Here is a 2,638-nt window from a genome sequence, read left to right as displayed (position 1 = left end):
AAAATAAGTGGGAGGAAAGTCCGACACTACCACAAGGAGGTTAGAAAAGTGAAGCGAGGGAAAAAATATTTAGAGAGCTTAAAGTTATATGACAAAACACAGCAGTATTCCAGTGATGAGGCAATAGATATTGTTTTGAAAACTGCAAAAGCAAATTTTGATGAAACTATTGATTTAGCTGTAAGACTAGGTGTTGACCCAAGACATGCTGACCAACAGGTAAGAGGTACAGTAGTGCTTCCTCACGGAACAGGAAAAAGTGTGAAAGTATTAGTTTTTGCAAAAGGGGAAAAAGCTAAAGAAGCAGAGGCAGCAGGTGCTGATTATGTGGGAGCAGAAGAATTAGTTGCAAAAATTCAAAATGAAAATTGGTTTGATTATGATGTTGTAGTTGCAACTCCTGATATGATGGGAGTGGTAGGGAGATTAGGTAAAATATTAGGTCCAAAAGGATTAATGCCAAACCCTAAATCAGGTACTGTGACTTTTGATTTAGAAAAAGCTATTAAAGAAATTAAAGCTGGTAAGATTGAGTACAGGGTGGATAAAGCAGGTATAATTCACGTTCCTATAGGGAAAAAATCCTTTGGGAAAGAGAAATTATTAGAAAACTTTAGAGCGGTTATAGATGCTATAATTAAGTCTAAACCAAGCCGCAAAAGGACAATACATCAAAAGTGTAGTGTTATCTTCTACAATGGGACCAGGTGTGAAGGTTAATCCTTTAAAGATTTTTTAATAAAAATTGTTGACAGACAAAAGATGTAAGGTATAATAAGTGACGTTGAAATTGAATAAAAAAGACCGTAGACAGTGGGTGTGCTTTTGCACGTAAATCCCACCGAGGTTTTTAAAAATAAATTCCCAAAAGGGATCCTCATGTCTACGGGATCCTTTTTAAATTTTTTAAGGAGGTGGGAAGGTGGGCAGCAAAAGAGAAAAAGCAACAAATCGTAGCAGAGTTTAAAGACAAATTGTCACGAGCACAAACAGTGATTTTTTCAAACTTTAGTGGCTTGACTGTAGAAGATGATACTATATTAAGAGCAAATTTAGAGAAGCTAATTCTGAGTACAAAGTCTACAAAAATACTTTAATGACTATTGCAGCTAAAGAACTAGGTTATGGGGATGATTTAGTCAAGTATTTTGAAGGACCAACTTCTGTAGCTTTTGGATATGATGACCCTGTTGCGCCTGCTAAAGTTCTTGTGGAATTTATGAAAGATCACAAGGGTATTGAGTTAAAGGCAGGCCTTGTAAATGGAAAGTTAGTGACTGTTGAGGAAATTAAGGCTTTGGCGGAGCTTCCCTCAAGGGAAGAACTTGTGGCGAAAGCTTTGGGCAGCATGAAAGCTCCTATTACCAACCTCGTTTTTGTGTTGTCTGGCACTTTGAGAAGCCTGCTTTATGCTTTAAATGCAGTGAAAGAGAAAAAGCAAGCTGAAGCTTGAAATAAAAATAAAAATTTTTAAAATGGAGGTAGAAAGAATGAGCAAAGAGGAGATTTTGGAAGCCATAAAAAATATGACAGTTCTAGAATTGGCTGAGTTGGTAAAAGCTTTAGAGGAGGAATTTGGTGTATCTGCGGCAGCTCCTGTAGCAGTTGCAGCAGCTCCAGCAGCTGGAGCACCAGCAGCAGCACCAGCTGAAGAAAAACAGAATTTGATGTTATTTTACAAGAAGTAGGTAGTGACAAGATAAAAGTTATCAAGGTTGTGAGAGAAGTAACAGGTTTAGGATTAAAAGAAGCAAAAGATTTAGTAGAAAGTGCTCCAAAGCCAGTTAAAGAAGGAGTAAGCAAAACGAAGCAAATCAAATTAAAGCAAAATTCGAAGAAGTTGGTGCAAAAGTAGAAATAAAATAAGGGCAAAAAATTTGCCCTTATTTTTTTATGGGGAATTGTTGACATAAATCTTCACTTGTGCTATTATAATAAATTGCATTAATAGTGGCCTTTTTTATTTGTTAAATATATGTATAAGAGGGAGCCTGTTGGTGAATAATAATGGTAAAATAGGGTTATTTTGCATGAAATCCAAAAGTGGGAAACTTTTGGTAATTTACATTTTTTAAGGGGTGAAATGGATGGTAAATCCTGTACAAGTGGGCAACAAGACAAGAATGAGCTTTGCTAAGATCGATGAAGTGTTAGAAATGCCCGACCTTATTGAAGTTCAAAAGAAGTCATACAAATGGTTTTTAGAGGGGGTTGAGAGAAGTCTTTAGAGAAATTTCCCCTATAGAGAGCTTTACAGGAAATTGGCGTTAGAATTTGTGGATTATAGATTAGAAAATAACCCCAAGTATTCAGTAGAAGAATGTAAAGATAGAGATACTACATATGCTGTGCCGATGAAAGTCAAAGTACGCCTTACCAATAGGGAAACAGGGGAAATTAAGGAATCTGAAGTATTTATGGGGAGATTTTCCTTTAATGACAGAAAAGGGTACTTTTATTATAAATGGCGCAGAACGTGTAATTGTAAGCCAATTGGTTAGATCTCCAGGAGTTTATTATGAACAACAATTTGATAAATTTGGGAAAAAATTAATTTCTGCAACTGTAATTCCAAATAGAGGGGGCTTGGCTAGAATATGAAGAAGATTCCAATGATATAGTATATGTTAGAATTGAC

General features: G+C 35.9%; 4 pseudogenes and 1 other annotated feature. All 4 pseudogenes read left to right on the top strand.

The window, feature by feature from the left end:
- Positions 1 to 48: 48 nt before the first annotated feature.
- Positions 49 to 739, top strand: a pseudogene (gene rplA, locus THYS13_RS13710) (50S ribosomal protein L1).
- A gap of 47 nt (positions 740 to 786) precedes the next feature.
- Positions 787 to 909 (top strand) — a sequence feature (ribosomal protein L10 leader region).
- Between the two features lie 5 nt (positions 910 to 914).
- Positions 915 to 1,453, top strand: a pseudogene (gene rplJ, locus THYS13_RS13705) (50S ribosomal protein L10).
- Between the two features lie 37 nt (positions 1,454 to 1,490).
- A pseudogene (rplL, locus tag THYS13_RS13700) lies at positions 1,491 to 1,866 on the top strand (50S ribosomal protein L7/L12).
- Positions 1,867 to 2,087: 221 nt separating this feature from the next.
- Positions 2,088 to 2,638 (top strand): annotated as a pseudogene (locus tag THYS13_RS14040) (DNA-directed RNA polymerase subunit beta); the annotation flags it as partial.

Source organism: Thermoanaerobacter sp. YS13, assembly GCF_000806225.2.
Classification (GTDB): domain Bacteria; phylum Bacillota; class Thermoanaerobacteria; order Thermoanaerobacterales; family Thermoanaerobacteraceae; genus Thermoanaerobacter; species Thermoanaerobacter uzonensis.
The sequence above is the reverse complement of the archived record's forward strand: the minus strand, read 5'-3'. Positions and strand labels throughout refer to the sequence as shown.